The 25156-nt window shown below is 62.7% G+C and carries 21 protein-coding genes; 8 read left to right on the top strand and 13 right to left on the bottom strand.

Translation table 11 applies throughout. The features are described 5' to 3' along the window. Positions 1 to 37 precede the first annotated feature (37 nt). The gene (gene sthA / locus CN933_RS04815; protein ID WP_018095039.1) at positions 38 to 1441 is read left to right on the top strand and encodes a Si-specific NAD(P)(+) transhydrogenase; all 1404 of its coding nucleotides are present in this window, start codon (positions 38 to 40) and stop codon (positions 1439 to 1441) included. An 82-nt stretch (positions 1442 to 1523) separates the two neighbouring features. Here sthA and sufA read toward each other — a convergent pair whose 3' ends face one another. The 7 genes from sufA to CN933_RS04780 all read right to left on the bottom strand — a co-directional run bounded on the left by sufA (position 1524) and on the right by CN933_RS04780 (position 8582). Continuing rightward, the gene (sufA, locus tag CN933_RS04810) at positions 1524 to 1916 is read right to left on the bottom strand and encodes a Fe-S cluster assembly scaffold SufA (RefSeq protein ID WP_018095040.1); all 393 of its coding nucleotides are present in this window, start codon (positions 1914 to 1916) and stop codon (positions 1524 to 1526) included. A 94-nt stretch (positions 1917 to 2010) separates the two neighbouring features. Continuing rightward, positions 2011 to 2391: an SUF system Fe-S cluster assembly protein gene (locus CN933_RS04805; RefSeq protein WP_018095041.1), complete on the bottom strand. Its 381-nt coding sequence runs from the start codon at positions 2389 to 2391 to the stop codon at positions 2011 to 2013. A gap of 10 nt (positions 2392 to 2401) precedes the next feature. Beyond that, positions 2402 to 3646 (bottom strand): cysteine desulfurase, encoded by a 1245-nt coding sequence (locus CN933_RS04800; RefSeq protein WP_018095042.1) that lies wholly within the window; start codon positions 3644 to 3646, stop codon positions 2402 to 2404. A gap of 12 nt (positions 3647 to 3658) precedes the next feature. After that, positions 3659 to 4936 carry a Fe-S cluster assembly protein SufD gene (sufD, locus tag CN933_RS04795; protein WP_018095043.1) on the bottom strand — a complete coding sequence of 426 codons (1278 nt, stop codon included), beginning with the start codon at positions 4934 to 4936 and terminating at the stop codon, positions 3659 to 3661. Between the two features lie 22 nt (positions 4937 to 4958). Further along, the gene (gene sufC / locus CN933_RS04790; RefSeq protein WP_003531483.1) at positions 4959 to 5714 is read right to left on the bottom strand and encodes a Fe-S cluster assembly ATPase SufC; all 756 of its coding nucleotides are present in this window, start codon (positions 5712 to 5714) and stop codon (positions 4959 to 4961) included. A gap of 77 nt (positions 5715 to 5791) precedes the next feature. Then, positions 5792 to 7261, bottom strand: coding sequence for a Fe-S cluster assembly protein SufB (gene sufB / locus CN933_RS04785; protein ID WP_003531481.1), 1470 nt, complete (start codon positions 7259 to 7261; stop codon positions 5792 to 5794). A gap of 154 nt (positions 7262 to 7415) precedes the next feature. After that, positions 7416 to 8582, bottom strand: coding sequence for a cysteine desulfurase family protein (locus tag CN933_RS04780; protein WP_026168603.1), 1167 nt, complete (start codon positions 8580 to 8582; stop codon positions 7416 to 7418). Between the two features lie 217 nt (positions 8583 to 8799). On the opposite strand from CN933_RS04780, the gene CN933_RS04775 reads away from it, so the two are divergent. Further along, the gene (locus CN933_RS04775; RefSeq protein ID WP_018095045.1) at positions 8800 to 9477 is read left to right on the top strand and encodes an alpha/beta hydrolase; all 678 of its coding nucleotides are present in this window, start codon (positions 8800 to 8802) and stop codon (positions 9475 to 9477) included. Positions 9478 to 9937: 460 nt separating this feature from the next. On the opposite strand, the gene CN933_RS04765 is transcribed toward CN933_RS04775, so the two are convergent. Together CN933_RS04765 and CN933_RS04760 are read right to left on the bottom strand one after the other, a co-directional pair. After that, entirely contained in the window at positions 9938 to 11134 is a 1197-nt protein-coding gene (locus CN933_RS04765) for a GGDEF domain-containing protein (protein WP_102761314.1), read from the bottom strand. 87 nt (positions 11135 to 11221) lie between these two features. Beyond that, positions 11222 to 12370 (bottom strand): anhydro-N-acetylmuramic acid kinase, encoded by a 1149-nt coding sequence (locus CN933_RS04760; protein WP_018095048.1) that lies wholly within the window; start codon positions 12368 to 12370, stop codon positions 11222 to 11224. A gap of 144 nt (positions 12371 to 12514) precedes the next feature. Here CN933_RS04760 and tyrS point away from each other — a divergent pair, with 144 nt between their 5' ends. Next, positions 12515 to 13768, top strand: coding sequence for a tyrosine--tRNA ligase (gene tyrS, locus CN933_RS04755; RefSeq protein ID WP_018095049.1), 1254 nt, complete (start codon positions 12515 to 12517; stop codon positions 13766 to 13768). A 48-nt stretch (positions 13769 to 13816) separates the two neighbouring features. Here the strand turns inward: tyrS and CN933_RS04750 are convergent, their stop codons facing one another. Next, positions 13817 to 17233, bottom strand: a complete 3417-nt coding sequence (locus CN933_RS04750; protein WP_180980692.1) for a YhdP family protein — start codon at positions 17231 to 17233, stop codon at positions 13817 to 13819. Between the two features lie 385 nt (positions 17234 to 17618). Between CN933_RS04750 and CN933_RS04745 the strand changes: the two genes are divergently transcribed. The 5 genes from CN933_RS04745 (at position 17619) to CN933_RS04725 (ending at position 22496) form a co-directional block, all read left to right on the top strand. Then, positions 17619 to 18086, top strand: a complete 468-nt coding sequence (locus CN933_RS04745) for a peroxiredoxin (protein WP_018095051.1) — start codon at positions 17619 to 17621, stop codon at positions 18084 to 18086. Between the two features lie 17 nt (positions 18087 to 18103). Next, positions 18104 to 18931, top strand: a complete 828-nt coding sequence (locus CN933_RS04740; RefSeq protein WP_026168604.1) for a ferritin-like domain-containing protein — start codon at positions 18104 to 18106, stop codon at positions 18929 to 18931. A 122-nt stretch (positions 18932 to 19053) separates the two neighbouring features. Next, positions 19054 to 20379, top strand: a complete 1326-nt coding sequence (locus CN933_RS04735) for a M23 family metallopeptidase (protein WP_026168605.1) — start codon at positions 19054 to 19056, stop codon at positions 20377 to 20379. 199 nt (positions 20380 to 20578) lie between these two features. Beyond that, entirely contained in the window at positions 20579 to 22078 is a 1500-nt protein-coding gene (locus tag CN933_RS04730; RefSeq protein ID WP_018095053.1) for a DEAD/DEAH box helicase, read from the top strand. A gap of 10 nt (positions 22079 to 22088) precedes the next feature. Beyond that, entirely contained in the window at positions 22089 to 22496 is a 408-nt protein-coding gene (locus CN933_RS04725; RefSeq protein ID WP_018095054.1) for an NUDIX hydrolase, read from the top strand. A 15-nt stretch (positions 22497 to 22511) separates the two neighbouring features. Here CN933_RS04725 and CN933_RS04720 read toward each other — a convergent pair whose 3' ends face one another. The 3 genes from CN933_RS04720 to CN933_RS04710 are packed head-to-tail and all read right to left on the bottom strand — an operon-like array spanning position 22512 to position 25153. Further along, positions 22512 to 22829 carry a TfoX/Sxy family protein gene (locus CN933_RS04720; RefSeq protein WP_018095055.1) on the bottom strand — a complete coding sequence of 106 codons (318 nt, stop codon included), beginning with the start codon at positions 22827 to 22829 and terminating at the stop codon, positions 22512 to 22514. A gap of 3 nt (positions 22830 to 22832) precedes the next feature. Further along, a complete protein-coding gene (locus CN933_RS04715) occupies positions 22833 to 24449 on the bottom strand; it encodes an NTP transferase domain-containing protein (protein WP_018095056.1) in 1617 nt (538 codons plus the stop codon). After that, a complete protein-coding gene (locus CN933_RS04710) occupies positions 24446 to 25153 on the bottom strand; it encodes an XdhC family protein (RefSeq protein WP_018095057.1) in 708 nt (235 codons plus the stop codon). Before CN933_RS04710 ends, CN933_RS04715 begins: the two co-directional genes overlap by 4 nt. Positions 25154 to 25156 lie beyond the last annotated feature (3 nt).

Genomic DNA, 25156 nt, shown 5'->3' with positions numbered 1-25156 from the left:
TCGCACAACGATTCTCACGCGAGCAGGGGAAGCGTTCATGAACCAGTACGATCTCATCGTTGTCGGCAGTGGTCCGGCCGGGCGCAGGGGCGCCATCCAGGCCGCGAAGCTTGGCAAGAAGGTGCTCGTCATCGAACAGGGAAAACGGGTCGGCGGCGTTTCCGTCCACACCGGTACCATTCCGTCGAAAACGCTGCGTGAAACGGCGCTCAACCTGACCGGCTGGCGCGAGCGCGGCTTCTACGGCCGCTCCTATCGGGTCAAGCAGGAGATCAGCGCCGAAGATCTGCGCCGTCGTCTGATCATAACGCTCAACCACGAGGTGGAGGTGCTCGAACACCAGTTCGCGCGAAACCGCGTACAGCACATCCGTGGCAGGGCGAGCTTCGTCGGGCCGACGACGCTCGAGATCTCCAAAGATGACGACGAGAGCATGCTCGTTTCCGGCACCAGTATCCTGCTTGCCGTGGGAACGAAGCCCTTTCGGCCTGACTACATGCCTTTCGACGGCAGGACAGTCGTAGACAGTGACGAACTGCTTGACATCCGTGAACTGCCCCGCTCGCTTGTGGTGATCGGCGCCGGCGTCATCGGCATCGAATACGCCACCATCTTCAGCGCCCTCGACATCCAGGTAACGGTCATCGACCCGAAGGCCACCATGCTCGATTTCATCGACCGGGAGATCGTCGAGGACTTCACCTATCAGTTGCGCGACCGCGCGATGAAACTGAACTTGGGCCAGAAGGCGGAGAAAGTGGAGCGGCTCGACAACGGCAAGGTGCTGCTTAGCCTCGACAACGGCCGCAAGATCACGACGGACATGGTGCTTTTCGCGGCCGGCCGGATGGGCGCGACGGATGCGCTCAACCTTCCTGCGGCAGGTCTCGAGGCCGACGCCCGCGGTCGGCTGAAGGTCAATCCGGAAACGTTCCAGACGACCGTTCCGAATATCTACGCCGCCGGCGATGTCGTCGGCTTTCCGAGCCTCGCTTCGACCTCGATGGAACAGGGCCGCATCGCGGCCCGTGTTGCGGTCGGCGCAATCGCCAAGGAGCCGCAGAAATATTTCCCCTACGGCATCTATGCCGTGCCGGAAATATCCACCTGCGGCCTATCCGAGGAAGAGGTCAAAGAGCGCGGAATTCCCTACGAATGCGGCATCGCCCGGTTCCGTGAGACTTCGCGCGGGCACATCATGGGCCTGGATTCGGGACTCTTGAAGATGATCTTCTCGCTCAGGACGAGGCGGCTGCTCGGCGTCCACATCATCGGCGAAGGTGCGACCGAACTCGTCCATATCGGCCAAGCCGTCCTCAACCTGAAGGGCACCGTCGAATATTTCGTCGAGAATACCTTCAACTACCCTACCCTGGCCGAAGCCTACAAGATCGCCGGCCTCGACGCATGGAACCGCATGGGAGAGATCAAGACGGAGTGACGGCGGGACTAAGTCCCTTCTTCCCGTCAAAACGGGGAGAAGGCGGCCGGCAGGCTGGATGAGGGGCTGATAGGGTACGGAATCAGCTGGCGCGGACCACCGCGTCGCCGCGCTCGGCAAGTGCCGCGAGATCGGCCGGCTTCAGTTCCACCGACTCGCCGCAGCCGCAGGCAGAAGTTTGATTAGGGTTGTTGAAGGTGAAGCCCGAGCGCAGCGTGGTGGTCTCGAAATCCATCTGCGTGCCCAGAAGGTAAAGCACGGCCTCTGGGGCCACCCAGACCTTCGCCCCCTGGTGCTCGACCAGGTCGTCCTTCGAATTGGGTTCGCTCACGAGATCGACGGCATATTCCATGCCGGCGCAACCGCCCTTCTTGATGCTGACGCGGATGCCTTTGGCCTCGCCTCCGGCATTTTCCACGATCGACCGGACCCGGCTGGCGGCGGCATCGGTCAGGCTCATAACGGCAAAGCCCATAGGCTCCATCTCCTTCGTATCGCCGGGTTAAAGGCCCGGCGCTTCCAGACTGAATGTAATGCCCGCGTGCCGACGGATCAATATCGGCAGGTGCTCAATACCAGCCGAGCGCAACCTGCGCCTCTTCCGACATGCGGTCAGGCGTCCACGGCGGATCGAAGGTCATCGACACTTCGACGCCCGAAACGCCCTCGACGGCGCCTACGGCATTTTCGACCCAGCCCGGCATCTCACCGGCAACGGGGCAGCCCGGCGCGGTCAGCGTCATGTCGATCTTCACCATACGGTCGTCTTCGATGTCGATCTTGTAGATGAGACCGAGTTCGAAGATGTCCGCGGGTATTTCCGGGTCATAGACGGTTTTGAGTGCCGCGATGATGTCGTCGCTGAGGCGCGCCAGTTCCTCCGGCGGAATGGCCGAATGAACGATGCCTTCGCGGACGTCGACTTTTTCTTGTGTTTGCTCGAGACCCATGTCCGTCTCCCTAAGCGAAAAACTTGCGTGCGTGTTCCAGCGCGTCCGCCAGCGCATCGACTTCGGCCGTGGTGTTGTAGAGACCGAAGGACGCCCGGCATGTGGAGGTGACGCCGAACCGTTTCAAGAGCGGCTGCGCACAATGCGTTCCGGCCCGCACGGCAATGCCGGCACGGTCGATGACCATCGACACGTCATGGGCATGGATGCCGGCGATCTCGAAGGAAAAGATACTCCCCTTGCCGGGTGCGTCGCCGAAAACCCTCAGCGAATTGATCGAGGACAGGCGCTCGCGGGCATAGGCCGTCAGGCTCGCCTCATGAGCCCTGATCGCCTCGCGGCCGACCTTCTCCATGTAATCGAGCGCATAGCCGAGCCCGATCGCCTGGACGATCGGCGGCGTACCGGCCTCGAAGCGATGCGGCGGATCGTTGTAGGTGACGCCGTCCTCCGTCACTTCCTCGATCATCTCGCCGCCACCCATGAAGGGGCGCATTTCCTTCAACCGTTCGGTCTTGCCATAGAGCACGCCGATGCCGGAAGGACCGTAGAGCTTGTGACCGGTCATCACATACCAGTCGCAATCGATGTCCTGGACGTCGACGGGCATATGCACCGCACCCTGGCTGCCGTCGACAAGCACCGGAATGCCGCGCTCGCGGGCAATGCGGCAGATCTCCTTGACCGGGACCACGGTGCCCAGCGCGTTCGACATGTGCGTGATGGCGATGAGCTTCGTCCGCTCCGTCAGGCATTTGACGAAGTCCTCGATGTGGAACGCGCCGTCGTCGTCGATCGGCGCCCAGACGAGCTTCGCGCCCTGCCGCTCGCGAATAAAGTGCCAGGGAACGATATTGGAGTGATGCTCCATGATCGAGACGACGATCTCATCCCCCTCGCCGAGCTGCGGCATTCCATAGCCGTAGGCGACCGTGTTGATCGCCTCCGTCGAGGACTTGGTGAAGATGATGTTGTCGACCGACGGCGCATTCAGGAAACGGCGAACCTTTTCGCGCGCCTGTTCATAGGCTTCCGTCGCGGCATTCGACAGGAAATGCAGGCCGCGATGGACGTTGGCGTATTCGTTGGAATAGGCATGCGCAACGGCGTCGATGACGAGCTGCGGCTTCTGCGCCGACGCGCCGTTGTCCAGATAGACGAGCGGCTTGCCATAGACCGTCCGTGACAGGATCGGGAAATCCTTCCTGACCGCTTCGACGTCGTATGCCGCTACCGGCGGCGCAGGATGTTCCATGTCTCTATCCAATCAGGCGTGCTTTTCGAGCCAGGCCGCGACTATGCCTTCCAGCGCCTCGACCAGTGCCTCGTCGTCTTCCAGTTCCTCGACGATCTCGGCGACGAAAGCATTGACGAGCATGGCGCGCGCCTTGTTTTCCGGAATGCCGCGAGCGAGAAGGTAAAAGAGCTGCGTGTGATCGATATCGATGACCGTTGCACCGTGGCCGCACTGCACGTCATCTGCAAAGATTTCGAGTTCCGGCTTCGCAGAGAAATCGGCGTCGTCGGACAAGAGCAGCGTGTTGCACGACATTTTGGCGTCGGTCTTCTGCGCGTCCTGGGCGACCAGGATCTTGCCTTGAAACACGCCCTTCGCCCGATCGAAGACGACGTTGCGGATGATCTCGCTCGACGTCGTGTGCGGCACGTTGTGGCTCAGCGTGAACGTCAGATCCGTGTGGCTGTCCCCGCCGAGCAGGTTGATGCCGCGCAGCGTCAGGTCGGAGCCCTCGCCGCTCGCACGGCCATGCAGTTCCTGACGGACCAGCTTGCCGCCGGCGTTGATGACGAAGAGGTGCAGCTTCGCGTCCTTGCCGAGATCGAAGCGGATCTGGCCGAGATGCGTGTCCGCCGGACCCTGCTGCTGCAGGATGATCCAGATCACGTCGGCGCCGTCTGCGAGCGTCACGTCGCTTACCGAGGAAACGAAGCTCGGCTCCGCATTCGTCGAAAGATGACGTTCGATTACGGTCGCTTTCGCGCCGGCGCCGAAGGAGACCGGAAAGCGCGTATGCGCCTGACCATGACTCTGAACCACCTGGATTTCGATCGGAGCTTCGATCTGCGCGCCGGCGGCGACGGTGATTTCCAGTCCGCCGCGCACGAGGCCGCCATTGATTCGGCCGATCGCATCATCCGAGCCGAGCACTGAGAGCCCGGCTACCGCCGAGCCATCGAGCAGGCTCTCGGTATAGGAGCGCGCCGTCAGCTCTTCGGGAACGCTCTTGATATCCGCCTGGCCGTTGCGCACGGACAGAACGGACGAACCCGGGACGACCGGCTCGACGCGTTCGGCAAACGCGGTCGGATCGGCCGCCGGCACCGCCCGCAGCAGCGTACGCAGGTCGGTATAGTGCCAGGCTTCGACGCGGCGCGTCGGCAGACCTGCCGTCTTCAACTCGTGGACCAGCGTGTCGCGAAGCGACAGCACGGAGCCGTCGCCCGGCAGATCACCGATCTGCGCCGTATAGGCATCGACGAGCGCCGTTTCGGCCGCCGTCATCTTGATGGCCTGTTGCATATTCATTCGAACACTCCTTCGACAGGCGTCAGGCTGCCGCCTCGATGATATCCGCGTAGCCGTTGGCCTCGAGTTCGTGCGCCAGCGTCTTGTCGCCGGACTTGATGACCTGGCCCTTGTAGAGCACGTGGACGGTGTCCGGAACGATGTAGTTGAGCAGGCGCTGGTAGTGCGTAATGACGACGACAGCGCGATCAGGCGAGCGCAGTGCGTTGACGCCATCGGCAACGATCTTCAGCGCATCGATGTCGAGGCCGGAGTCGGTCTCGTCGAGAACGCAGAGCTTCGGCTCGAGCAGAGCCATCTGCAGGATTTCCGCGCGCTTCTTCTCGCCGCCCGAGAAGCCGACATTGAGCGGACGGCGCAGCATTTCGGGCGCGATCTTCAGCTCGGCGGCAGCTTCCTTGACGCGGCGCATGAATTCCGGCGTCGTCAGTTCCTCTTCGCCGCGGTATTTGCGCTGTTCGTTCATCGCCACCTTCAGGAACTGCATGGTGGCGACACCCGGGATCTCGACCGGATACTGGAAGGCGAGGAAGATACCCTTCGCGGCTCGCTCCGAAGCGTCGAGCTCCAGGATGCTTTCGCCGTTATAAAGAATGTCGCCTTCGGTCACTTCATAATCTTCGCGCCCCGACAGGATGTAGGAGAGCGTCGACTTGCCGGAACCGTTCGGCCCCATGATGGCCGCGACTTCGCCGGCCTTCACGGTCAGGTTCAGGCCGCGGATGATCTCTGTGCCGTCCTCGGCGATGCGTGCGTGCAGGTTCTTGATTTCAAGCATGTGTGTTCGTCCTCTTGGGAAACGAAATCTTCTATCGCGCACAAATTCCGTGCGCCGGTTCGGTATTCGGACGGGCCTTAGCCCACGGAGCCTTCGAGCGAGATGCCGATCAGCTTCTGTGCCTCGACGGCGAATTCCATCGGCAATTCCTGGATAACTTCCTTGACGAAGCCGTTGACGATCAGAGCGATCGCCGCCTCTTCCGGAATGCCGCGCTGCAGGCAGTAGAAAAGCTGGTCCTCGGAAATCTTGGACGTCGTCGCCTCGTGCTCGAACTGCGCAGTCGAATTCTTCGCCTCGATATAGGGCACCGTGTGCGCACCGCACCGATCGCCGATCAGAAGCGAATCGCACTGGGTGAAGTTGCGGGCGTTCTCGGCCTTGCGGTGCGCCGAGACCTGACCGCGATAGGTGTTTTCCGAAACGCCGGCTGCAATGCCCTTGGAGATGATGCGGCTCGACGTGTTCTTGCCGAGGTGGATCATCTTCGTCCCCGAGTCGATCTGCTGGTGACCATTGGAAACCGCGATCGAGTAGAACTCGCCACGCGAACCGTCGCCGCGCAGGATGCAGGACGGATATTTCCAGGTGATCGCCGACCCGGTCTCGACCTGGGTCCAGGAGATCTTCGAGTTCTTGCCGCGGCAATCGCCACGCTTGGTCACGAAATTATAGATGCCGCCCTTGCCCTGCTTGTCGCCCGGATACCAGTTCTGCACCGTCGAATATTTGATTTCGGCATCGTCGAGCGCAATCAGTTCGACCACTGCCGCATGAAGCTGGTTCTCGTCGCGTTGCGGCGCCGTGCAGCCTTCGAGATAGGAGACATAGGCGCCTTCGTCGGCGATGATGAGCGTACGCTCGAACTGGCCCGTGTTCTTCTCGTTGATGCGGAAATAGGTCGAAAGCTCCATCGGGCACCGCACGCCCTTCGGCACATAGACGAAGGAGCCGTCGGTGAAGACCGCGGAGTTCAGCGTCGCATAGAAGTTATCCGACTGCGGCACGACCGTACCGAGATACTTCCGCACGAGGTCCGGATGCTCCCGCATCGCCTCGGAGATCGACATGAAGATGACGCCGGCCTTCTTCAGCTCTTCCTTGAAGGTGGTGACGACGGAGACCGAATCGAACACCGCATCGACGGCGATCTTCGACTTCTCGACGCCGGCGAGAATCTCCTGTTCCTTCAGCGGAATGCCGAGCTTCTCGTAAACCTTGAGGAGTTCCGGGTCGACCTCGTCGAGCGACTTCGGCCCGGTCGTGCCCTTCGGCGCCGCGTAATAATGGATGTCGTTGAAGTCGATCTTCGGGTAGCGGACGCGCGCCCAGGTCGGCTCCTCCATGGTCTGCCAGCGGCGATAAGCCTCGAGGCGCCATTCGAGCATCCATTCCGGTTCGTTCTTCTTGGACGAGATCAGGCGGATGATATCCTCGGACAGCCCCTTCGGAGCAAGGTCCATCTCGATCGTCGTCTCGAAGCCGTATTTATACTGGTCCACGTCGATCTGGCGGACCTGATCAATGGTTTCCTGCACGGCAGGCATGTCGTTCTCCAATCTCGCCGGATCCAAGGTCCGGCAGCTTGTCAATACGATGCAAGTATTCGCGCACCGCTTATGTAATGGCTAAAAGGCGCTTTTCACCCCATTTGCCAAGCGGAAAATTGCTTTTCCGCAATTTCATTCAATGCTCTCCGCTTCACGCCGCCTGTCCGGCCGAGCGGCGCCGCGCCGCCACTTTCGCGAATGCTGCCGCGCAGCGCTCGATTTCCGCTTGCGTCGTCGCCTCGCCGATCGAAATCCTGAGCGCACCCTGGCGGGGATCGTAGCCCATGGCGGTCAGGACGTGACTTTGCCCGACCTTTCCGGACGAGCAGGCCGAGCCCGCCGACAAGGCGACGCCCTCGAGATCGAAAGCGATTTGCCCGGTCTCGGCTTTCAGCCCCGGAAGCGTGAAGAAGCAGGTATTTGCCAGGCGGGGCTCGTCGCGCCCGTGGATCACCACATCGGGGGCGCAGGACTGCATTTCCGCCTCGAGGCCGTCGCGCAGCGCGGCTATGGCGGCCATGCGCCCGTCGATATTCCCAGCCGCGGCGCGTGCTGCAGCCGCAAAGCCCGCAAGCGCGGCTGCATTCTCGGTCCCCGAACGGTGGCCCCTCTCCTGTCCGCCGCCGCGAATCAGTGGAGAAGGCATCATGATCTCGCCGCGGACGACGAGTGCGCCCGCTCCCTTGGGGCCGCCGATCTTGTGCGACGACAGGATCAGAAAGTCAGCACCGAGCGATGAAATCGAAAGCGGCAGACGGCCGGCCGCCTGGACCGCATCGACGACCAGGATACCGCCATGTGCGCGCACGATCGCCGCAACCTCGGCGACCGGCTGGATGATGCCGGTTTCGTTATTGGCAAGCATCACGGCCACCATCGGCAGACCGGTCTCACGGTCATGGGCCTGAAGCAGATCGTCGAGCGCTGCGCAGTCGACGATCCCGGCATTTGTCACCGGTATCTCGCAAACATCCTCGCGCGCGAAACGCCCGCCCTCGCGCACGGCCGGATGCTCGATCGCCGAAACATAGAGCTTGCCTGCCTTGAGCGGCGTGCGCCCCATGCGCAACTGCGGCGTCAGCACCATGTTCGCCGCTTCCGTCGCGCCGCTGGTAAAGACGACCGCTGCGGGTTGCGCGCCGCACAGAGTGGCAACATCGCGTCTGGCGCTCTCGACAAGGGCGCGCACCGCACGCCCTTCGCCGTGGACCGAAGAGGGATTGCCGAGCTGATCGAGCGCGTACAGGAGCGCCTCGCGCGCTTCCGGCAGAAGCGGCGCCGTGGCGTTCCAGTCCATGTAGATGCGCGATCCCGACATCGATTCCTTCGCTAGGCTGCTGCGACCGCTTCGAACGGCCCGTTGCATTTTCCTTGAATTTTCCGCGCCGCTTGCCTTAAGAGACGAAGCTTATGCGGAGGTCCGCACCCAAGTTTTGAACGGTTCTAAAGTAGGTTCTAGAAAAGCTGACTGGTTTAGTCAAGACAGATCGGCACCAAGAACGACGGAATTGAACCAAAGCACTCCCGGAGAGCCAATGCCCGAAATCATTTTCAACGGACCGGCCGGTCGCCTTGAAGGCCGCTATCAGCCTTCGAAGCAGAAGAGCGCACCGATTGCGATCATCCTGCATCCGCACCCGCAGTTCGGCGGCACGATGAACAATCAGATCGTGTACCAGCTCTTCTACATGTTCCAGAAGCGCGGCTTCACCACCTTGCGCTTCAATTTTCGGGGCATCGGCCGCAGCCAGGGCGAATTCGACCATGGTGCCGGTGAGCTTTCCGATGCCGCGTCCGCGCTCGACTGGGTACAGAGCCTGCACCCCGATTCCAAGAGCTGCTGGGTCGCCGGCTACTCGTTCGGCGCCTGGATCGGCATGCAGCTGCTGATGCGGCGTCCGGAAATCGAGGGCTTCATGGCGGTGGCACCGCAGCCGAACATCTACGATTTCTCCTTCTTGGCGCCCTGCCCCTCTTCCGGTCTGATCATCAACGGCGATTCCGACAAGGTCGCGCCGGAAAAGGACGTCAATGGGCTCGTCGAGAAGCTCAAGACGCAGAAGGGCATCCTGATCACGCATAAGACGGTACCGGGCGCCAACCACTTCTTCAACGGCCAGGTCGAGACCCTCATGGCCGAATGCGAAGACTATCTCGACCGCCGGCTCAACGGCGAACTGGTACCCGAGCCCGCGGCAAAGCGCATCCGCTGAACCGCACCATTCCATGAGGCAGCCCGGGAATCCCGCACGTTTCCCGGGCTGTCGCTTGCCGTGCGTCTAGTGCCTGTTGAGATTCATTTTGAGTTTATGACGGTGCGAGATGGATAATGGCGTCGAAGCTCTGGTCGGTTTTGTCGGCACGCATGGCAATGCGCTTGAATTCCTTGAGTACCGAGCGTGCGCTTCTCATAAGACGCGCGGCGCTGTAGGAGGCGTATCGGAGGACTGCAATCTCTCCTTTTGCCTCATCCCGTGCTCGTCACAGGGATCCAGCAGCGCCGCGTATGCGGCGCGGGAGGCGTTCTTTCAGCCCAAGGACTTGGGCTGGCTGGATTCCTGTGACAAGCACAGGAATGAGGAAATCAAACAAGCGGCGGCGGTGGCCCGAATCTCTACAGGCCTTAGTCTTTCGTTATCCCCTAGGCGAAGCTTCGTCGTAAGCAGTGGCGATCTAATGCCTGATCCACTGGGAAACAGCGGGGGTCACGACACGCGCGGACGGCTCTGCGGATTCGACACGATTGCGCCCCGCGGCTTTGGCAGCGTACAGCGCCTTATCCGCCCTCTGTAGCGCCGTTTCCAGCGGCTCTCCCGGTTCGATCGCCGCCACACCGAAGCTTGCGGTGATCGTCGCCGTCTCCGGGAGCCCGGGGATAGGCGTTGAGGCGGTGGCGGCACGCATTCCCTGAGCAACGACACGCGCATCGCTCAGGCCCACGCCGGGAAGAAACACCGCAAACTCCTCGCCGCCGAGGCGTGCCGCCGCAGCACGGCTGGGCATGAGTTCGAGAAGCACACGCGCGAACTGGCGGATTACCTCGTCGCCCGTGTGGTGGCCGTAGGTGTCGTTGACGCCCTTGAACCGGTCGAGATCCGTAAGGATCAGCGCGCCCGGACCCTCGGCGTTGCGGGTCGGCAGCAAAGGGGCGACGCGCTCGATGAAGCCGCGCCGGTTCAGGAGACCCGAAAGGGCGTCGGTCTCGGAGCTGGCGCGTGCCTTGTCGACGATGTCCTTGACCATGACGCCCAACATCGCGACGCCGGTCCCGACGATCAGCGCGGCGCCGAACGCCTGCGAAATCAAGGCGAAGGGGCTCTGAAGATAGTCCGAAGCCGTGGCGCCCGCCCCCGCGGCGACGGCCGCATAGATCTTGACGAGGAAATGGAGCGCATTCATCGCGAGGAAGCCAATTAGGATCCAGTCCGCGTAGGAGCGGCGCCGGGAACGGATAACCGCGGCTGCGGTCCAGGCCTGGATGAGGAAGAACGGTGCCTGGTAGAAGAAGGCGTGCCGCAACGTTCCGCGCGGAAGATCGTAGATAAACAGATCGAGGATTACCGAAGCGGCGAAGAAAGCCGCAAGGGCCCGCGGCTTTGACGGTACGCCATAAAAGAGCCCGAGGCCGAAACGCAGGAGACAAAAGCCGGCAAGGACACTTGCGAAAGCCCCGACGGCGAACAGCTTGGGTACAGGCGTAAACGGCACAACGGCTTCACAAATCGCAGCCAGAGAAGCTATGGCAAATCCAGCGGCGCACCAGGCTGCCGGCCGCCCCGGACGGCGTTTCGCGGCGATGACGAGAAAAGCCGCCGCGAATATCTGGGCAATGACGAAATTCACCGCCAGAAGTGAAAGTGCACCACCCATCGAAGTTCCGAAAGTCCTTCCGCGGTCAACGAGCCCACGGCTCTCCGCTGTCGTGGCGTAGGTTAGCGAAGGCGCGCGAAGAAATCATTAAGCCGACTCGGCTTGTGCGGGTTTTGCGGCCTGCCGACCTCCGCTTACCGGGCGGCTGACGCCGGTCGTCCCCGGATAGGTCAAAGGCAATCCGTACCGCGATCTCACGGCGAGGTAGGCCCAGGCCTCCGCTTCCATCGAATCCCCGTTGAGACCCGCCGCTTCCGCGGCAAGCACGCGCGCGCCCTCCGCTTCCGCAAGCGCGCGAAGGTCGCTCATGATTACGGAATTCAGGCGGCCGCCGCCGCAGACAATGTAGGTTGCCGGACTTGCCGGAAGATGGCGTGCGGACCGGACGATGCCGGCAGCCGTCACATGAGCGAGGGTACGCGCGCCATCCTCAAGGCTGGCATCGCTTGCCGCCGGAGGCGCGAAGTCGTTACGGTCGAGCGAGCGGCGTTTCTCAGCACTGAAGAACGGGTGAGAAAGATAACGGTCGGCGAGTTCCGGCAGGACGCCGCCCTCGCTCGCGATCATGCCGCCCTGATCGTAGGGAATGCCGGCGTGAGCCTCTACCCACTGATCGATCAGCGTATTGCCGGGTCCGCTGTCATAAGCGACGATTTCTTCGCCTGCGCCTATGTAGGTGAGATTGGAAATGCCGCCGATATTGACGAAGACGACGGGAGTGGCGAACTCCCCGATCTCGGAGAGACCGCGCGCCAGGGCGGCGTGATAGGCGGGAATGAGTGGCGCGCCCTGGCCTCCATGGGCCATGTCATTGGCCCGCATGTCATAGACCACGTCGAGCCCGGTCTCCCGCGCCAGCAGATCGCCATCGCCAAGCTGTACCGTCAACGCTTGGTCAGGGCGATGCAGGACGGTTTGACCGTGAAAACCTATTACATCAACATTATCGGGTAAAATATTGTTTTCCTGAAGAAACATCCGGACGGCCACTGCGTGCCGCAACGTCAGGTCGCGCTCAAGGTCTGCGAGAGTACCCGGCCGCTCTTCTCGTTTGACAATCGACCGGGCATCTTCGAGGCCCTGTTTCAGGCGCTCCCGGAACTGCGGATCATAGGCATATCCGGCGGACGGGCCGCGATCGACGATGGTGTCACCGTCCGTTCGCACGACTGCGATATCTATGCCGTCCATGCTCGTGCCGCTCATCAGGCCGATCGCCGCCAATACCTTGCCCATGCATTATCCTCCGCCGAACGCGCGCCGCTTCCTACCCGCGTCTGCGTTCATAGCAAAACACCCGCCAAGCAAAAACGTGCACTTTCGAAGAAACAGTGATAAAGGCCCGGCGCACACGTTCTACCCAGCCGAAAGAGACAGGTTATGTCCGAGTTCAAGTCCGATTTCCTTCATACTCTCAGCGAACGCGGTTTCATCCATCAGACATCGGATGATGCCGGCCTCGACCAGCTGTTCCGGACGGAAACCGTGACCGCCTATATCGGCTTCGACCCCACGGCCGCGAGCCTGCACGCCGGCGGGCTCATCCAGATCATGATGCTGCACTGGCTGCAGGCGACCGGACACCGTCCTATTTCGCTGATGGGCGGCGGCACGGGCATGGTCGGCGACCCGTCCTTCAAGGACGAGGCGCGGCAATTGATGACGCCCGAAACGATCGCCGCCAACATAGCGAGCATCAAAACGGTCTTTTCGAACTACCTGAGATACGGCGACGGCCCCAAGGACGCGCTGATGATCAACAATGCCGACTGGCTGCTCGGCATCAACTACCTCGAATTTCTGCGCGACGTCGGCCGGCATTTCTCGGTGAACCGCATGCTGTCTTTCGACAGCGTCAAGATGCGGCTCGAGCGCGAGCAGTCGCTGTCCTTCCTTGAATTCAACTACATGATCCTGCAGGCCTACGACTTCGTCGAGCTTTACGAGCGCACCGGATGCCGGCTCCAGATGGGCGGTTCGGATCAGTGGGGCAACATCGTCAATGGCATCGATCTCGGCCACCGGATGGGAACGCCGCAGCTCTACGCCCTCACCTCGCCGCTGCTGACCACTGCCTCCGGCGCGAAAATGGGCAAGTCCTTGAGCGGTGCCGTCTGGCTCAATCCGGATATGCTCGGACCCTACGAGTTCTGGCAGTACTGGCGAAACACCGAGGACGCCGACGTCGCCCGTTTCCTCAAGCTCTACACGACGCTGCCGATGGCCGAAATCGACCGGCTGTCGAAGCTCGGCGGTTCCGAGATCAACGAGGTCAAAAAGGTTCTGGCAACCGAGGTCACCGCCATGCTGCACGGGCGGGCGGCGGCGGAGCAGGCCGCCGAGACGGCGCGCAAGACCTTCGAGGAAGGTGCGCTTGCCGAGAACCTGCCCTCGGTCGAGGTCCCGGCTCCCGAACTCGAATCGGGGCTTGGCCTGCTGACGCTTCTGGTCCGCGCCGGTCTGGCCGCTTCGAACGGCGAGGCGCGCCGCCATGTTCAGGGCGGCGCCGTCCGGATCAATGACGATCAGGTCAGCGACGAACGCCGCATCATCGGAAGCGGCGACGTGACCGGCGACGGCGTCATCAAGCTCTCGCTCGGCAAGAAGAAGCACCTGCTCGTTCGGCCCGTGTGAGCGGGTGACAAGGCAATGGGAACCTGGCCGGCCGCAGCGCCGGCCTTTTTATTGAAACTCGAAAATGTTGCGGAAGACGCCCGGCGCTATGATCGACAGCGGGTTGATCGTCAGATTCGGCTGACTGAACGGACCGGTGAGTTTGAACGTGATGCCGAGCAGACCGCGGTCACGGCCATTTCCGAGGAGGACACCGATCAGCGGCAGCTCGCCGAAGAGCCGGTTCAATCCATAGGCCGGCATGAAGGTTCCCGTCATGTCCATGCGGCCGTTGGAGTCGCGGACGGTACCCTGGAACGTCGCGCCGACGTCGACGCCGCGGACGACCCCGCTGCCGACGCGGATCGCGCCCTGATCCAGCAGGAGTTGCGCGTAACCGCGCTCGAACTGAGCCGTACTCACATCGATATCGCGCCTGACCGCCTCATTGAGGCTGCGCCCGTCCTGCCCCGCCGGCGTCGAGACCATCGATTGCAGCCTCTGCTCCCCGACGAGCGAGAACTTGCGGATATCCACGGTCCCACGCCAGGAATTGGCGCCGCGATCACGCAGTCGCAGATTGAGGAGGCCGCCGCGCATATTGCGATAGATATCGATGAAGCGCGCGAAAGCCCCGGCATCGCTTGTCGTCAGTTCCAGTGTGTTGTCCGCCCCGGCCTTCACCAGTCTGGCGACGACGGCCTGACCGCTTGCAGTCAACGCAGAAAGATCGACATCGTCGATCTGCTGACCGCGGCTCGAATAGGCCAGGTTTACATTCGAGAGCACTTCGCCGTTAAAGCCGGTAACCCGATCGAGCCGCGCATTGATCTTCACATTGCCCGAGCCTTTCGAGCCCGATCCGCTCTTCACGCGGGCGAGCGCCGGCCGGATGTCAGCCGCAGTGCCGGTCAGGTCCACCGAGTAGCCTCCATTGCTGCGCCCGACCGTGACGGCGAAATCGTCTCCGCTTGCGAGGCGCACGCCGCGCAGCCGCGCCGCTGCAAGACCCGATTCGTCGACGCGCAATTCGCCGGTGCCGCCAAAACCCTCACCGGTGAGCCGGAGGTCGTTTATTTCCGTGGTGCTGCCGACGGGCCGGATTGTGAACGCCGCCTGTGCGGCGATGCCCGCCCCCTTGCTCCAGCCGATCCAGGGAAGCGACAGGACGGCCTTGCCGAGGTCGGCCTTCACCGCCTGACTGCCGTCTTCCGCAAGCGACACGTCGATGCCGACGGGCCCCTTGACGATGCCGGACAGCGCGGGGGCGATTTTCGCCCGCGCCGCATCGTCGAGCGTCCCCGAGATTTCTCGCGTTCTCGTCACACCGGCCGAGCCGTCCACCGGTTCGGTGAGCGCGACACGCATCTTCGCACCGTCGATGAGGGCATTCGCCTGAAGCACCGCACGCTCGTTGTCGATCCGCATCTTACCGTCGAGATTGGCGATCGATCGTCCCGCTATGGGCCGCTTTATCGTGACGTCCTCAAGCTGCATCTCCACCTGCCACAGCGGCGGCGGCGGCATCTGGTCGGATATGAGGCCAAACCGTGCGCCCACCAGTGCCGTCATCGGCCCGGCGAAATCCTCCGGCGCGAAGGGCGTCTTCTGAAGGGCCTGGATGGGCTTGTAGCGAACGAGCTCCGCTATGGCGTCCGCCTGTCCGGCGACCTCGATCTTCATTTCCGCCATCAGCGGCTTCTCATAGACGTCGGCGATAACGAAATCCCCCCCGTTCAAGGCGACGGACCGCCCGGACGGGAAAAAGGCGGCGCCCTTCCGGACCGCAACGGACATGCGCTCGCCGCTCAGGCTGAAGTGCCCGGCCGTGTCGCGCAGCGGCGGGATCTCGCCGGCGATGTTGATGCGCGTCTCGTCGATGGCGAAGTTGATGTTGAGCTCCTTTTCGTCGAGCCTCAACTCACCGCCGCTGCTGGCGATGCGCCCCTCTGGTATCGAGACCTCGATGCGTGCATCGCTCACCGTCCCGCCGAAGAGATTGCCGATCGCCCAGCGGCGAGCCCCCTTCGCGAGCCACCATGGCCATAGCTGCTTCACCGCCCGGGCATGCAGCCTGTCGCTGAGTGCGGCGAAACTGATCCTTGGCGACGTCTTGCCGAAGGCGACCGAGAGCGAGCCCGCCATCGAACCGAGCGGGCTCGATATTGCCAGCTGATCGAAGATCAGCCGGTGCGCGTCGGACTCGAATCGGCCGCTCGCCTTGGCGTCAAATGCAAGCGGCCGCTCCTGAATGTCTTCGGGATCGGAACTGGCGTTCTTGAGCAGAAGATCGACCGCAAAGCCCTTGCGATCGGCGCCGGCGATCTTGTCGAGATCGATCAGGGCGCCGGTAAAAGGGAAGCTCGAACGGCCGATCCTGATCATCGACGACAGAATTTCGACGGAGGCCCGCTCGAAATCGTAGGAGAGGTTCAGGTCAGAGGAATTGAGAGTCGAGACGAGACCGCCGGCGTGGAAGGAGCCCTTGGAAGTCTTGACCGTTGCCGTAAGTGCAGGCTTCCTGCCGTCCGTCGCGCGAGACGCGTTGAGCATCACATCGGCGGTGGTCTCGATGCCGAAGGCCTCCTCCCTGGCCGATTTTCCGTGATAGAGGAACGGCGAAAGCGAGAGCGCGTCGAGGCGGGCCTCGAAGGCAGCAATGCGCCCATTTTTGCCGAGAGCCTTTGCCGTCAGCACCGACTCTGTCCCGTCGACCGCGATCGTACCGTCAACGCGCATCGAGCTGTCCGGATCGTGGCTGAATTCCAGCGTCCTGATATCGACGGGAACAACGCGCCCCCGGGCGCCGCTGACTTTCAGGCTGAAATCCGAGAGCACGACGGTCTGCGTCGCCCGCCCCGCGGTCAACCGTGACATCCGGTCGCCCTGCGCGAACAGCTCCTCAAGCGCGTTACCCACATCGGCGATGCGGATGGCGGTGAGATCGATCGGCTCGCCGCGCGGCAAGAGGCCGGTGTCGAGTTCGCCTCCCTCCGCTTCGAGCCTCGAGACGTCGATGCGGCCGGTCGCCAGCGCGAAGGGATCGAGGGCGATCGAGATCGCACCGAGCTTGGCGAGGTGCCGGCCCGAACCGCTCTCCTTCAGGGTCACGCCGCGCGCCTTGAGCGCAATTGCGCCGCCGCCCGTCAAGCGGATGACCGTGCTTTCGACATCGGCGCGGTAACCCTGGCCGAGCGCGGCGTTGAGCGCATTACGTGCCCGGGCATTCAACGGTCCGTCGACGACCCCGCTTTCTATGATGGCGACGAGCGAAGCAACGGCGATGAAGACAAGGAGGGAGCAGCACAGGAAAAGCCGTGCGCAGAAGCGCCACGCCCCGCCCGGGCGCGGCGTGTGCACGATGACCGGGTCGTGCGCCTGGGCCGAGGGCAACGCGTGCAGCGCGACGATGTCCTCTCTGCGAAAGTCGACTTTTTCGCCGCGGATTTCAGTCATCGGCCCGAGCGTCCGACCTGATCGCCCCATTGCGTGTTTCCCATCGGGCCGCTGCCACGTGAGCGATGGCCGGGTCTTTCATTCGCCCCATTTAGATCGATACTCGTCCAACCAAATCACCATGCTTCGTCTCTCGCGGGAGCGAGAAGACTAGCCATTTCCCCTTTCGCGCAAGATCGCTTATGGCATTGAGCCAGCACGATTTCACCTCCACTCGAATCCGAGTTAAAGGATCATACAGTAGCTACGAAGCCGTCCGGCACCTGTCAAATCTATCACAACTCTTCTGGACGGACTTCGGCGATCTCCGATATGCCTCAAGCGCGCTGCATTCGATCCCGAAGACGCTGCACGATTTTGGGACATGCATTAACCGCGGAATGCCCACAAAACGTGACGTAAGAAAGGTTTGATCATGGCAGGATTGGGACAAGGCGATATCGCCCCGGAGTTCGAACTTCCTCGTGATGGCGGCGGTTCGATCGCGCTCGCTGCGCTGCGCGGAAAGCCGATCGTTCTGTTCTTCTATCCGAAGGACGATACCAAAGCCTGCACGGAGGAGGCTATCGCCTTCTCTGCTCTGCAGGAGGAATTCCAGGAAGCGGGGATTGCGCTCGTCGGCATATCGCCAGATTCGGCCAAGAGCCACGATCGTTTCACAAAAAAACACGACCTCACGGTCGCCCTTGGCGCCGACGAGGACAAGGCTGTGGCAAACGCCTACGGCGTCTGGGTCGAGAAGAGCATGTACGGCCGCAAATACATGGGCGTCGAGCGGACCACCTTCCTTATCGATCGGCAGGGCGTGATCAGCCGCGTCTGGGAAAAGGTCAAAGTCCCCGGCCACGCCGACGAGGTTCTGGCCGCCGCAAAGGCGCTTTGAGCGGATACGGCAAGACCATGACGCGACTTCCGCAATTCCACAGCCTGCGCGGCGCCGCCGTCGAAGCGATCCGCGCCGCCGATCTTGCCGTCAAGACCGAGCTTGCGCAGGAGGCGGCGCGGCGCTGGCAGGCGCGAACGCTGTCCCTGCGCTCGCCCTTGGACCGCGCCGTGCCCGAACGGCCCGGCCGCCCGGAAAGACCCGTTCTGACGCCACCGACCCAGGTCAAGCGGCGCTCGCTCGGCTCGCTGAAAGGGCGCATCGCTCTGCTTCACGCTATCGCCCACATCGAACTGAACGCGGTCGATCTGGCCCTCGACATCATCGCACGCTTTGCATCCGAGCCGGTGCCGAATTCCTTCTTTGACGGGTGGATGCAGGTTGCCTTCGAAGAGGCCAAGCATTTTCGAATGGTACGGCAACGGCTGAACGACCTCGGCGCAGATTATGGCGACCTTCCCGCCCATGACGGCCTCTGGCAGGCGGCGCACGACACGCGCAACGACCTGACCGCCCGCCTGGCCGTCGTTCCGCTGATTCTCGAAGCCCGTGGCCTTGATGTGACCCCGGCACTGCGTGCGAAGATGCGGGAGACCGGCGACGATGAGAGCGCTGCCGTCCTCGACGTCATCTACGAAGACGAGAAGGGCCACGTCGCGGTCGGAGCGAAATGGTTCCGCTTTCTCTGCGCACGGCAGAAGAAGGACCCCGCCGCAACCTTTCAAACGCTGGTGCGGGCGAATTTCCGCGGACCGCTCAAACCCCCGTTCAACGACATTGCCCGGGCGGAAGCGGGATTGACCCCCTCCTTCTACCGATCGATGACCGCCTCCACCAACATCTGAGATAGCGCCTCGCACACACGCTTTATTAACCCTAACAAAGTGTAATTGCCGTCGAGCAACGCGAACTACGGCGCAGCGCGTCTACTGACGCGCAACCGGGGCGCATCGGCGGGGGTGATGTGGTGTCTGTTGGTTCGGTAAACGCCTTCGGGAAACGCAGGCAAAGTCACGTCCTGATCCTGGCGAGCGGCGACCGGGTCCGGCACATGACTGTCCGCCCATGGATGGCGACCCTGGCCATCTGTTTCCTGGGAATGTTCGGCACAGGATATCTTGCCGCAACCACATATCTGGTGCTTCGCGACGACCTGATCGGCGGAACGATCGCACGGCAGGCGCGCATGCAGCATGAATACGAGGACCGGATCGCTGCACTGCGAGCGCAGGTTGACCGTGTCACGAGCCGGCAATTGCTGGATCAGCAGGTTGTCGAGCAGAAGGTAGAGAAGCTTCTGCAGCGGCAGCTGGCACTGACCTCGAGAAGCGGCCAGTTCGGCGCACTCCCGGAAAACGGTACGGCCCTTAATCATGCCGGACAGCAAAACACTCTGCCGGCGACGGAACCGCTGGCCTATGACGGGCGCGCAGAAGCTCGGAGCGGCGTCAAGGCCATCGAGACGATCATGGGTATTGCCGGCAAGGATGATGATCGGCCTCCCCGCTCCGCCGTCCTCGGCTATGCACCCGTCTCTTCCGCGAATGTGGATGGCGAAAGCGCTTCCGACCGGGCCGACAGGGTGTTTTCCAATGTTACGCTTTCGCTTAAGGGTGTGGAGCGCGAACAGATGGCGCATCTCCGGCAGATGACGGACAGCGCACTAAGGACGTCCGCGACGATCAGGGCGATCGTGGAGGATACCGGTTTCACGCTTCCCGCAGCCGACGAAGCGCTCGCCACGGATACGGCCGCGGAAGCCGGTGTCGGCGGTCCCTTCGTCGAACCGCAGAACGGAGACGTATTCGATCGGTCCCTGGTCGGTCTCGACACTGCTCTCCTGGAGCTCGAGCAGACCCGTGAGGCAGCAAAAAGACTTCCTCTCGCCAGCCCGGCGCCTGCAGCCGATGTCTCCAGCGGCTTCGGAAATCGGCTGGATCCATTTCTCGGCCGCCCGGCGCTGCACGCGGGGACGGACTTTCGCGCACCGACCGGCACGCGAGTCCGCGCGACCGCCGATGGCACCGTAACGGCCGCAGGGTCTGCGGGCGGCTATGGAAACATGATCGAAATCGATCACGGCAACGGCGTCTCGACCCGCTATGCACATCTGTCGGCCATCCTGGTCGATGCCGGCGATGTGGTGAAGGCAGACGCGGTCATTGCCAAGTCGGGAAGTACCGGACGGTCGACGGGACCGCATCTTCACTACGAGGTTCGCCTGAACGGGCACGCCGTCGATCCGGCGCGCTTCCTGAGGGCCGGAACGGAGCTCGCCGGCTATCTCGATTGACAACGGGCGTGCGGGCCGCTACCTCTCCCGCGCCTGACGCGAAAAGCATGAGAATCGGGCGGATTCAACTTCCAGTGTTTCAAGGTGCTGGATTTCTTGACTTTCGGCGCCTTTGGTCGTATGAGCGCCGCCACATGCTGTTGCATTTTCCAACGATCGATCAGAGTTCATCAGAACCGGAACGGAAACAGTTTCCCCTTTGACCAATTTCGCTGACCTTGGCCTGAGCCAGAAAGTTCTCTCCGCAGTTACCGATGCGGGCTACACGATACCGACACCGATTCAGGTTGGTGCCATCCCGCCGGCGCTTCAGCGCCGCGACATTCTCGGCATAGCCCAGACCGGAACCGGCAAGACCGCATCCTTCGTGCTGCCGATGCTGACCCTTCTGGAAAAGGGACGCGCACGCGCACGCATGCCGCGTACGCTGATCCTCGAGCCGACGCGCGAACTCGCTGCGCAGGTTGCAGAGAACTTCGACAAATACGGCAAGAATCACAAGCTCAACATCGCGCTTCTGATCGGTGGAGTTTCCTTCGACGAGCAGGACCGCAAGCTCGAGCGTGGCGCCGATGTGCTGATCTGCACGCCCGGCCGCCTGCTCGACCATTGCGAGCGCGGCAAGCTCCTGATGACCGGAGTCGAAATCCTCGTCATCGACGAAGCCGACCGCATGCTCGACATGGGCTTCATTCCCGACATCGAGCGAATCGCGAAGCTCATTCCCTTCACGCGCCAGACCTTGTTCTTCTCCGCGACCATGCCGCCCGAAATCCAGAAGCTTGCGGATCGCTTCCTGCAGAATCCGGAGCGGCTCGAGGTGGCGCGCCGGTCCTCGACGGCCATAACCGTTACGCAGCGTTTCGTAGCCGCAAACGGCAAGGATTACGAGAAGCGCGCGGTGCTTCGTGAACTCATTCGGTCCCAGGAGGACCTGAAGAACGCGATCATCTTCTGCAATCGCAAGAAGGATGTCGCCGAACTCTTCCGCTCGCTCGATCGCCATGGCTTTTCGGTCGGCGCGCTGCACGGCGACATGGATCAGCGTTCACGCATGGCCATGCTCGCCAATTTCAAGGACGGCAACATCAAGCTGCTGGTCGCCTCCGACGTCGCGGCGCGAGGGCTCGACATTCCCGACGTCAGCCATGTCTTCAATTTCGACGTGCCGATCCACGCTGAAGACTATGTCCACCGCATCGGCCGAACGGGCCGTGCTGGCCGCTCCGGCGCCGCTTTCACGATCATCACGAAGCGCGAGACGAAGTTTTCCGATGCCATCGAGAAACTGATCGGCCAGAAGGTCGAATGGTACAACGGCGACCTTTCGGAATTGCCCGAGCCGATGGAGAGCCACGACAGCCGTCGCGACCGCAGCAGCGACGGGCGCAAGGATCGGAAGAGGGAGCGTCCCGGCAAGGCTCACGCCGATCGCAAGCCTGTCACGGCTTCAGGCAATATTACAGAAGAACTCGAAACAGTCCCGGAAAGGGTCGACGCGGTGAAGATCGAACGCAATGCCGACAGCAAGGATCGTCATAACGGCCGTAGCGACCGTCCCGGCCGCGCGCAGAATGCAGCCAATGACGACAATCGCGACCGTCGCCAGCGCAACCGCCGGGATCATGACGACGGTCCGACGCCGGTCGGTTTCGGTGACGACATTCCGGCCTTCATGCTGATCATGGGCAAGGCCTGATTCTCCGCTGATGGCACTGCCCGGCATCGATTTCCCCGGTCTCGGCTGCGGTCTGGCAATCCTGCGGGATGGAAAGATCCTCCTTTGCCGACGCCTGAAGGCGCCGGAGGCCGGTCACTGGAGCATCGTCGGCGGTAAAGTCGATCATATGGAGCTCGCGCAGGATGCGGCCCGACGCGAGGCGGAGGAGGAAAGTGGCCTTTCCATCCATTCGACCCGCTTTCTATGCATCAGCGAACAGATGATCGAAGCCGATCGGCAACATTGGATCTCGCTGATCTATGTGACGGAAAATTTCTCCGGCGAGCCGCGTCTCACCGAGCCGGACAAACTCTCCGACATCCGCTGGTTCGACCTGAGCGCCCTGCCCCAGCCTCTATCCCGCTTTGCGGCTGATGCGGTGCGGGCGCTCGCCTGAACCCCGCCACTCACCCTACTTTTTCGCCCTGAGCGCGGCCGCATAGGCAAGTCCAACCCAGCGCGCCATTTCATCCGGGTCGTCCCAAGCCGGCTCGGGGATGCTCCAATAGGGCATTTTCACCGGCTTGCCCTTGCCTTCATAGGCCCACTGCCGCGCGCCTGCTTCCTCGAGCGCCGGCGCCGATTCGGCATCGCCCTTCAAAAGAATTTCGCCGTTCACTTCCAAAGCAAGAATGATGCCGTCGAAATAGATGCCCTTGCCGCCGAACATGCGGCGAATCTTGACCGGGCCGAGTGTTTCGAAAATCTCCTCGATTGCCGCATTGTCCATCGCTCAATCCCTCAATAGCCCGCCGGCAGCCACTATCGCCTCCGGCGTGTCGAGATCAAGACGCGCCGCAGCACCGAGTTCGACGTCGATCACCGGCAAGCCGCATCGCTCGACGATGTGCCTCGCCCCGACGTCGCCGACGAGCTGCCGGACGGCATGGAAGGTCTCCTTCGGCAGAATGACCGGGTTGCCGCGCTGCCCGTCGGCGACGGCACGCACCACGGCACGGCCGGATTCGGCTTCAAAGGCAGCGATCAACTTCGCCAGGTGTGCCGAAGTGATGCCCGGCATGTCGGCAAGCATGACGAGCATCCCGCCGGAGTCGGCGTCGAGGGCGGAGAGACCGGCAATCAGCGAAGCGGCCATCCCGCTCCGGTAATCGGGGTTCGAGACGAATGTGGGCTGCAGCCCCGCGAGTGCCGCCCGGATCTCCGCCTCCCGATGCCCTGTTACCACGATCACTCTGCCCGGAACCGCGGCGATGGCGGTTTCCACCGACCGGCGCACGAGCGGGATGCCTTCGAACTCCGCAAGCAGTTTGTGGCGGCCGTCCGGCCCCATCCGGCTTGCCTGGCCGGCTGCGAGCACCACGATCCCGACGGGACCGGGCCGCTTGCCGCCGGTGCCTTCCCGGGGCTGCGGACGCGTCGGGATTTCCTTGAGCAACCCGCCGACGCCGAGCCCGGTAATATCGGCATTGCTCGGCCACTCGCCCGCGATCAACCGGTCGAGAATCCAGTCGAAGCCGTTTTCTCGCGGGCTTCGTGCACATCCGGGAGCACCCAGGACCGGAATATCCCCTAGCCGCCCGAGCACGAGCAGATTGCCCGGATCGACCGGCATCCCGACGTGTTCTACGACTCCGCCCGCGCGCCGGATGGCGGCAGGGATCACATCGTCCGGATCAGCCACGGCCGAAGCGCCGAAGACGATGATCATGTCATGCGAAACGGCAGCGTCCGAGATCGCGGCGGCGACCGCTTCGGTGGTATGAGCCACGCGTTGCTCGCTATCGAGGCGGCTGCCCGATTGCAGGAGCCTTGCGGTGAGAACGGCGCGCGTCTTGTCCATCACCTGGCCCTTCAACGAAGGCAGCTCGGTCGCCACCAGGGCCGCGCGCCGGGGCGTGAACGGCTTGACTTCGAAGGCCAGATCCGCCCGAAGCAGCGCCTGCGCTCGCTCCACGAGCGCTTGCTGGACGGCCAGCGGGATGATCTTGATCGTAGCCACCATGTCGCCTGCGTCGACGGCAACATGATCGGCAAGACAGGCGAGCGTGATCGCCGGATCTATACGGTTCAGCTGATCGACGACGGCGCGATTGGCAACGAAAAGACCGGCAACGGTAGCATAGACGTTGACCCGGCCCGTGGCAGCCCGCGAGAATCGCAGATGATCCGGGGCGATCGCCGCAGCTATGCGCGCCGCGGCTTCGTCCTCCGCCAGATCGTCCGGCTCGAGCCTCGCGACAATGACCTCCGTAAGATCCGCTTCGGCAAGTGCCGCGACATCGTCGGCGCTCAGGCGATGCCCCTTCGCCAGTTTCATTGTACCGATCTTTACCGAATGGCCCAGGAGAGCGCCTTCGGCATCGGCAAGCCGCACGGGTCCGAACCTCACTTCGCCCCCTCCACCGGCAGGTTCACGTCGCGACGCCGCAGCGCCCCGATGATTTCCGCCAGCACGGCAACCGCAATCTCGGCCGGGCTCGCGGCACCTATATCGAGGCCGATCGGGGCCTTTATACGTGCGATCGCCTCCCCCTGCACCCCTTGCGCCTGCAGGCGTTCGGTCCGAGCCGCATGGGTTTTGCGGCTGCCAAGCGCGCCGACATAGAAGCATCCCGCTTCCAGCGCCGCCCTGATCGGATAGTCATCGATCTTCGGATCATGCGTGAGAGCGGCGACTGCCGTATAGCGGTCGAGCGGTCGAGCGGGCAGAACGTCTTCGGGCCAGTCTGCAAGAAGCTCGACGCCATGGAAACGCTCGGCCGTTGCAAAGGCGGTACGCGGATCGATGACCGCCATGTCGAAACCTGCGACCGGCGCCAGATGCGCCAATGCCTGCGAAATGTGAACCGCGCCGATCGCGACGATACGTGGGGGCGGCAGATGAACGTTGATGAAAAACGCCCTTTCCTCGACCTTCAGAAGACGGGGCCGGCCCGAGTGCAGCGCTTCGGAGACGGGCGCGGCCCATTCGGGGGGAATGCGATCGCCTTCGACAAAAGCCTGACTGCTGCCGTCCGAAAGATCCCCGACGACGACGGCGGCGCGCCGCGACGCACGGGCGAGATTGAGTGTCTGCAGTGTGCTCAGTTCCATCGT

The organism is Sinorhizobium sp. M4_45 (assembly GCF_002885915.1).
Taxonomy (GTDB): Bacteria; Pseudomonadota; Alphaproteobacteria; order Rhizobiales; family Rhizobiaceae; genus Sinorhizobium; species Sinorhizobium meliloti_A.
This window is presented reverse-complemented; position numbering and strand designations above follow the sequence as displayed.

Coding starts and splice junctions, on each gene's coding strand:
- CN933_RS04745 (WP_018095051.1), top strand. CDS start 17,619: ATGGCAGGATTGGGACAAGGCGATATCGCCCCGGAGTTCGAACTTCCT.
- sthA (WP_018095039.1), top strand. CDS start 38: ATGAACCAGTACGATCTCATCGTTGTCGGCAGTGGTCCGGCCGGGCGC.
- sufB (WP_003531481.1), bottom strand. CDS start 7,261: ATGCCTGCCGTGCAGGAAACCATTGATCAGGTCCGCCAGATCGACGTG.
- CN933_RS04800 (WP_018095042.1), bottom strand. CDS start 3,646: ATGGAACATCCTGCGCCGCCGGTAGCGGCATACGACGTCGAAGCGGTC.
- CN933_RS04725 (WP_018095054.1), top strand. CDS start 22,089: ATGGCACTGCCCGGCATCGATTTCCCCGGTCTCGGCTGCGGTCTGGCA.
- CN933_RS04740 (WP_026168604.1), top strand. CDS start 18,104: ATGACGCGACTTCCGCAATTCCACAGCCTGCGCGGCGCCGCCGTCGAA.
- CN933_RS04805 (WP_018095041.1), bottom strand. CDS start 2,391: ATGGGTCTCGAGCAAACACAAGAAAAAGTCGACGTCCGCGAAGGCATC.
- CN933_RS04775 (WP_018095045.1), top strand. CDS start 8,800: ATGCCCGAAATCATTTTCAACGGACCGGCCGGTCGCCTTGAAGGCCGC.
- tyrS (WP_018095049.1), top strand. CDS start 12,515: ATGTCCGAGTTCAAGTCCGATTTCCTTCATACTCTCAGCGAACGCGGT.
- sufD (WP_018095043.1), bottom strand. CDS start 4,936: ATGAATATGCAACAGGCCATCAAGATGACGGCGGCCGAAACGGCGCTC.
- CN933_RS04750 (WP_180980692.1), bottom strand. CDS start 17,233: ATGGGGCGATCAGGTCGGACGCTCGGGCCGATGACTGAAATCCGCGGC.
- CN933_RS04720 (WP_018095055.1), bottom strand. CDS start 22,829: ATGGACAATGCGGCAATCGAGGAGATTTTCGAAACACTCGGCCCGGTC.
- CN933_RS04710 (WP_018095057.1), bottom strand. CDS start 25,153: ATGGAACTGAGCACACTGCAGACACTCAATCTCGCCCGTGCGTCGCGG.
- sufC (WP_003531483.1), bottom strand. CDS start 5,714: ATGCTTGAAATCAAGAACCTGCACGCACGCATCGCCGAGGACGGCACA.
- sufA (WP_018095040.1), bottom strand. CDS start 1,916: ATGGGCTTTGCCGTTATGAGCCTGACCGATGCCGCCGCCAGCCGGGTC.
- CN933_RS04765 (WP_102761314.1), bottom strand. CDS start 11,134: ATGGGTGGTGCACTTTCACTTCTGGCGGTGAATTTCGTCATTGCCCAG.
- CN933_RS04760 (WP_018095048.1), bottom strand. CDS start 12,370: ATGGGCAAGGTATTGGCGGCGATCGGCCTGATGAGCGGCACGAGCATG.
- CN933_RS04780 (WP_026168603.1), bottom strand. CDS start 8,582: ATGTCGGGATCGCGCATCTACATGGACTGGAACGCCACGGCGCCGCTT.